This is a genomic window from Paraburkholderia sp. (assembly GCF_034668105.1).
In the GTDB taxonomy this organism is placed as follows: domain Bacteria; phylum Pseudomonadota; class Gammaproteobacteria; order Burkholderiales; family Burkholderiaceae; genus Paraburkholderia.
In genome coordinates, this window is the sequence record NZ_JAXDPY010000001.1 from 1 (window position 1) to 4646 (window position 4646).

9 protein-coding genes are annotated in these 4646 nt (G+C 62.1%); 3 read left to right on the top strand and 6 right to left on the bottom strand.

Annotation, left to right across the window (positions count from 1 at the left end):
* Positions 1–240: 240 nt before the first annotated feature.
* The gene (locus tag QOC89_RS00005; RefSeq protein ID WP_323043137.1) at positions 241–1284 is read right to left on the bottom strand and encodes a rod shape-determining protein; all 1044 of its coding nucleotides are present in this window, start codon (positions 1282–1284) and stop codon (positions 241–243) included.
* A gap of 122 nt (positions 1285–1406) precedes the next feature.
* Positions 1407–1556: a hypothetical protein gene (locus tag QOC89_RS00010; RefSeq protein WP_323043138.1), complete on the bottom strand. Its 150-nt coding sequence runs from the start codon at positions 1554–1556 to the stop codon at positions 1407–1409.
* Between the two features lie 6 nt (positions 1557–1562).
* On the opposite strand from QOC89_RS00010, the gene QOC89_RS00015 reads away from it, so the two are divergent.
* Positions 1563–1757 carry a hypothetical protein gene (locus QOC89_RS00015; RefSeq protein WP_323043139.1) on the top strand — a complete coding sequence of 65 codons (195 nt, stop codon included), beginning with the start codon at positions 1563–1565 and terminating at the stop codon, positions 1755–1757.
* Between the two features lie 122 nt (positions 1758–1879).
* Here the strand turns inward: QOC89_RS00015 and QOC89_RS00020 are convergent, their stop codons facing one another.
* The 3 genes from QOC89_RS00020 to QOC89_RS00030 form a co-directional block, all read right to left on the bottom strand.
* Positions 1880–2050, bottom strand: coding sequence for a hypothetical protein (locus QOC89_RS00020; protein ID WP_323043140.1), 171 nt, complete (start codon positions 2048–2050; stop codon positions 1880–1882).
* Between the two features lie 238 nt (positions 2051–2288).
* On the bottom strand, positions 2289–2705 hold the full coding sequence (locus tag QOC89_RS00025) for an organic hydroperoxide resistance protein (RefSeq protein ID WP_323043141.1): 417 nt from the start codon (positions 2703–2705) through the stop codon (positions 2289–2291).
* Positions 2706–2784: 79 nt separating this feature from the next.
* Positions 2785–3030, bottom strand: a complete 246-nt coding sequence (locus QOC89_RS00030) for a DUF4148 domain-containing protein (RefSeq protein WP_323043142.1) — start codon at positions 3028–3030, stop codon at positions 2785–2787.
* 338 nt (positions 3031–3368) lie between these two features.
* On the opposite strand from QOC89_RS00030, the gene QOC89_RS00035 reads away from it, so the two are divergent.
* A complete protein-coding gene (locus QOC89_RS00035) occupies positions 3369–3929 on the top strand; it encodes a substrate binding domain-containing protein (RefSeq protein WP_323043145.1) in 561 nt (186 codons plus the stop codon).
* Between the two features lie 65 nt (positions 3930–3994).
* Here the strand turns inward: QOC89_RS00035 and QOC89_RS00040 are convergent, their stop codons facing one another.
* On the bottom strand, positions 3995–4309 hold the full coding sequence (locus QOC89_RS00040) for a DUF3331 domain-containing protein (RefSeq protein ID WP_323043143.1): 315 nt from the start codon (positions 4307–4309) through the stop codon (positions 3995–3997).
* Here QOC89_RS00040 and QOC89_RS00045 point away from each other — a divergent pair.
* Positions 4308–4646, top strand: a 339-nt coding sequence (locus tag QOC89_RS00045; RefSeq protein ID WP_323043144.1) for a hypothetical protein, incomplete at its 3' end; no start/stop codon positions are given. The genes QOC89_RS00040 and QOC89_RS00045 overlap by 2 nt on opposite strands.

Consider the following 4646-nt stretch of genomic DNA (forward strand, 5'->3'; position numbering starts at 1 on the left):
CATGCCGGCGTTCGAACCGGCGAGTCGGGTGTCGTGCATCGATACTCCACAACGAGGAATGAGCGGCGATTGAGCTTGTCGGAGTAGCGAGTATAAGTTCGCGCACGGTGTCGAAAGAAATTGGTGCGCAGGGGTAGCACGGCGAACGCGCCTCTTTACGTGGCAAGCAGGTACGCGGTGGAAGCTCTGACCCGATCGGCGACGATCGAGGGTGCTGCTTCAGGCATGGGCGAGCTGAGCTCACTCGTACGAAAACGCCCCCCCAAACTTATCTATCCGCTCCAACGCCATCCCCGAACCCCTCACCACACAGGTCAGCGGCGCCTCCGCAACAAACACCGGCAAGCCGGTCTCCTCCGCCAGCAACCGGTCGAGATCTCGCAGCAATGCGCCGCCACCCGCCAGCATGATGCCGCGCTCGGCAATGTCGGCGCCCAGTTCCGGCGGCGTCTGCTCCAGCGCGATCTTCACCGCCGAGACGATCTGATTCAACGGATCCGTGAGCGCCTCGAGAATCTCGTTGCTCGACACCGTGAAGCTGCGCGGAATGCCTTCGGACATATTGCGGCCCTTGACTTCCATTTCCCTGACCTCGGAACCCGGGAAGGCCGAACCGATTTCCTTCTTGATGGCTTCGGCGGTCTGCTCGCCGATCAGCATCCCGTAGTTGCGGCGAATGTAGTTGACGATCGCATCGTCGAACTTGTCGCCGCCCACGCGCACCGAGCCTTTATAGACAATCCCGCCAAGCGAAATCACCCCGACCTCGGTGGTGCCGCCGCCAATATCGACCACCATCGAACCGGTCGCTTCCGACACCGGCAATCCCGCACCGGTGGCCGCGGCCATCGGCTCTTCGATCAGGTACACCTGCGAGGCGCCCGCGCTATGCGCGGCTTCCTTGATCGCGCGGCGTTCGACCTGAGTCGACCCGCACGGCACGCAAATGATGATGCGCGGCGACGGCGCGAACATCCGCGACTCATGCGCCATCTGGATGAACCGCTTGATCATCTGCTGGGTGATGTTGAAGTCGGCGATCACGCCGTCTTTCATCGGGCGGATCGCCTCGATATTGCCCGGCACCTTGCCGAGCATCTGTTTCGCTTCCTTGCCGACGGCCAGAATGATCTTCTTGCCATTCGGGCCGCCTTCCTGACGAATCGAGACCACCGAGGGTTCGTCCAGCACAATGCCCTTGCCACGCATGTAGATGAGGGTGTTCGACGTGCCGAGGTCGATTGCCAGGTCGTTGGAAAAATAGCCACGCAGAAAACCGAACATGCAAATTCCTGTCTCGCTGATGCCGGGCGCGTAAGCGCGCCGCTTGGGGATGCCGCCCAAAGGCGGCAGGCGACCAGGTGGCGGTCGGGAGAGAGGGAAGAATAACAGTTTCGGACGGACGGCTACCTGGGCGCGCGTACCCGCAGCGAGTTGTCGGCCTGCCATTTGATACGTTCGCAGCCGGTTTTGACCCGCAGCGCGGATTCCGCCGGAATCTTGAGTCGCAGCGAGCGCAGCTGGATCGCATTGTCGAAAGCGACGCCGTGCCGCATGGCAGCGTGCGTCTTCGCACACTCAAGGCGGTTGTCGACCGGACCATCACGCGGCTCGAGACGAATGGCCTTGGCGAGTCGCTTTACAACACGTGGTTCATGTCACCGATTGCGCCCAAGGGCATCAACCTCGGGCTGCCGATGAGCGATACGCTGAAGGCCGTCTTCGCGCATCCGAACGAGCGTCCGATGGACGATTGAACGGCACAGGCGTCAAGCCGGTTTGATCGAACGGAAGAAGCGGGGCTTCTTCCGTTTTTTATCGCGGTGTCTTGCGTGTGGGCGGGGAGATGAAAAGCGGCGGATTGAAAGCGTGACCGCCCCTATGACCGGTCGCGGTTACGTGCCCGGGTGGCGCCTGTGATCACGGCAACGCCGAGCATGATGACCGCCACGATCGCAATCGTATGTTGTGCGACATGCAGCGCTATCAAGCCCCACGCTACACCGCCTATCAGAATGATCCAACCTGCGAGATAAATGAGCAGAGTCATCGTTTTTCTCCTGTTCGATTCGACGGACGCGCCCTGATTGCCTGTCATGAAAGGCGGAACGGGCCACTCCGAGTGAGCCGCTGAAGCCGCATGGCCGGCGTGCCGTCATAGAACGGCGCCGGCGCAAGCGATCAGTGGGTCTATCGAGTAGCAGTTTCCGCGCCCGGGCCGCCGGGTCCTTCATGCGCAAACGCCGGAGGTCGAATCAATTCGAGCGAAACGCGACACCTGCTGCGCGTCAGATCACGTTGATCACGACATCGATATTGCCGCGGGTGGCCTTGGAGTACGGGCAGGTCTGGTGCGCGGCATTTGCAAGCGCCGCGGCGGTTTCGCGCTCCACACCCGGCAGGCTGACGTTCAGACGCGCTTGCAGGAAGTAGGCGCCATCGGTCGTGCCCAGAGCCACCTCGGCGTCGACGGCCGTGTCGGCGGGCAGGGCAATCTTCAGCTTGGCGGCCGCCAGCCCCATTGCGCCGATGAAGCAGGCGGACCAGCCCGCCGCGAGCATTTGCTCCGGGTTGGTGCCCAATCCCGATGTGCCCGGCGTCGAGAGCTTGACGTCGAGCCGGCCGTCGGAACTGCGGGATGCGCCTTCGCGACCACCCGTCGTGTGAGTTTTGCCGGTGTACAGTACTTTTTCGAGCTGCGTCATGATTGACTCCTTCATGGGTTAAGTTTAGTGATGGGCGTAGAACGATCGGACGAAAATCGTTCCATCGAGCAAGGGACACTTAGCTTCCGCGATACAGATTGTTGTTCAGAGAGACGAGCTGTCCGTCGTGTTCAGCTCGCACCAGTTCTTGACGAACATCCGCCCGGGTTTTCGGCGCGACGTCCCGGCCGGTGCCGGCAGCGCTCCACGACTGCGACTGCGCGACGCCGGAATCTGTTGCATGTGCCACCGCCGTTTCAGAGGCGTGAGCGAGACCGGTGGTGACGCAAGCGGCGAGTGCAAAAGCGAGGATTGAAGTTTTCATGTCATTCTCCGTAATCTAAAGATGGAAAGGCGCACCGACCTCGGGAAGCCAACATGGCCGCCTGATCTGCATCTGCGGTAGCGGATGCCTGTGTCGTTTGGCGTTGATGCATTAGAACGTTTCGACGTATCTGGCTTGTGTCGAAAGACGGGGCGAATGCAATGTTGTGTATCGCTGAGACGTTCAGATACATTGCGACACAAAGCAGCCGTTTGAAGAGCCGGCGCAAGACGGAGACGAGGCGCGCAGCCACCGGCAACGGCGTTCCGCGACGGCGGCGTTAGCTGCCCCGCACGGATTGATCAAAGCCGGCACCTGATACAGTTTGCTGTTTTCTCATCCAGGCGAAGTATCCGAAGCTCACGCTGGAAATGGCATTGACCGACCGGATGTCTGATCCGGTGGGCGAGGGGTGGGATGTTGTGGTTCGGATCGGCGCGCTTCCTGAAGATAGCGAATTGACGGTGCGTAAGCTGTGCGATCTGCGGCTTGGGCTGTACGCGTCGCCCGACTATCTCGAGCGCAAAGGCGAGGTGAAGACGCTCGCCGATCTCACCAGCCATGACGCCATTGTGTTTCGCGGACCGGGCGGACGTCTGCGACCCTGGAGCGTGCGCGACGGCGCTTCAGTGCGCGAGGTGTCACTCCCGCCGGTGCTGGTGCTGACTGATGGTCAAGCCCTGGTGGAGGCCGCGGTTGCCGGCTTCGGTATCACGCAGATCCACGACCGGGTCGCGCTGCCGCACGTGCGCGCGGGCAGGCTGGTTCATCTGCTGCCGGAAGCGGATGTGAACGGACCGCCGGTCCATGCCATCATTTCCCTCGGGCAGAAAATGGCGGCGAAGACGCGTGCGGTGGTCAATCACCTCGCCGAGACGCTTCAGCAGACCGGAGCGTAACTGCGCATTGCGCGTGCAATCGCAGCGAACTGCGCGCGTCGACCACGCGCGTAAAGACCTGTGAATCAGACCTGGTTTTCGGGCACGCCCTTCAGTGCCGAGGCGAGAATCATCGCGTCGCCGTTCAACGGTGCGATGCGCCCCCGGGTGCGCGGCTTGTAGACCGTGTCGCCTCTGCTGATGCGCGATCCCGACAGCGCGCATTGCCCGGAGTGCCGGGCGAGCGCCGGCGACCACACCTGCTCTTCGTAATTGCACAGGGTCGGGTCGTGCCAGGAAACCACGACGAGCCTGTTGGCCAGGTACTCGAGCACGTTCACGGTAAACGTGGGCGCTTTCTGGCGGGAAGGGCCTGGCCTCGACTGCAGTCTCGAGTACATGAACTCATCAGGGAACTCGCTAGGCGCAGCATTGAACTGCTGGAGCGCGGCGAGTGTGCGACTCCAGGGGTCCGGGTCGACCGGCATCGACGCATGCCGTGCCGACCTGCGCCGGCCGACTCTGCCCATCCCCGCGGAGACGGGGAGCACGCGCGTGGACCCTTCGGGCGCGGCGTTCTCGCGCGCAGGGGAGGAATACGAAATATCTGTCTCGGATGAAGGTTCGAAGGGTGCATGGCGGGGCTTATCGTTGAACATCGTCTTCCTCTCGTCGGTAAGAGTCGAAGCAGTGATTGAGCTACCGTGGGGCAATGGCACGCGGGCCTACTGGATGCAA

What these genes read in the sequence shown, in the direction of transcription:
- QOC89_RS00005 (WP_323043137.1), bottom strand. Translation starts at nt 1,284, where the DNA reads ATGTTCGGTTTTCTGCGTGGCTATTTTTCCAACGACCTGGCAATCGAC.
- QOC89_RS00010 (WP_323043138.1), bottom strand. Translation starts at nt 1,556, where the DNA reads ATGCGGCACGGCGTCGCTTTCGACAATGCGATCCAGCTGCGCTCGCTG.
- QOC89_RS00020 (WP_323043140.1), bottom strand. Translation starts at nt 2,050, where the DNA reads ATGACTCTGCTCATTTATCTCGCAGGTTGGATCATTCTGATAGGCGGT.
- QOC89_RS00025 (WP_323043141.1), bottom strand. Translation starts at nt 2,705, where the DNA reads ATGACGCAGCTCGAAAAAGTACTGTACACCGGCAAAACTCACACGACG.
- QOC89_RS00030 (WP_323043142.1), bottom strand. Translation starts at nt 3,030, where the DNA reads ATGAAAACTTCAATCCTCGCTTTTGCACTCGCCGCTTGCGTCACCACC.
- QOC89_RS00040 (WP_323043143.1), bottom strand. Translation starts at nt 4,309, where the DNA reads ATGTACTCGAGACTGCAGTCGAGGCCAGGCCCTTCCCGCCAGAAAGCG.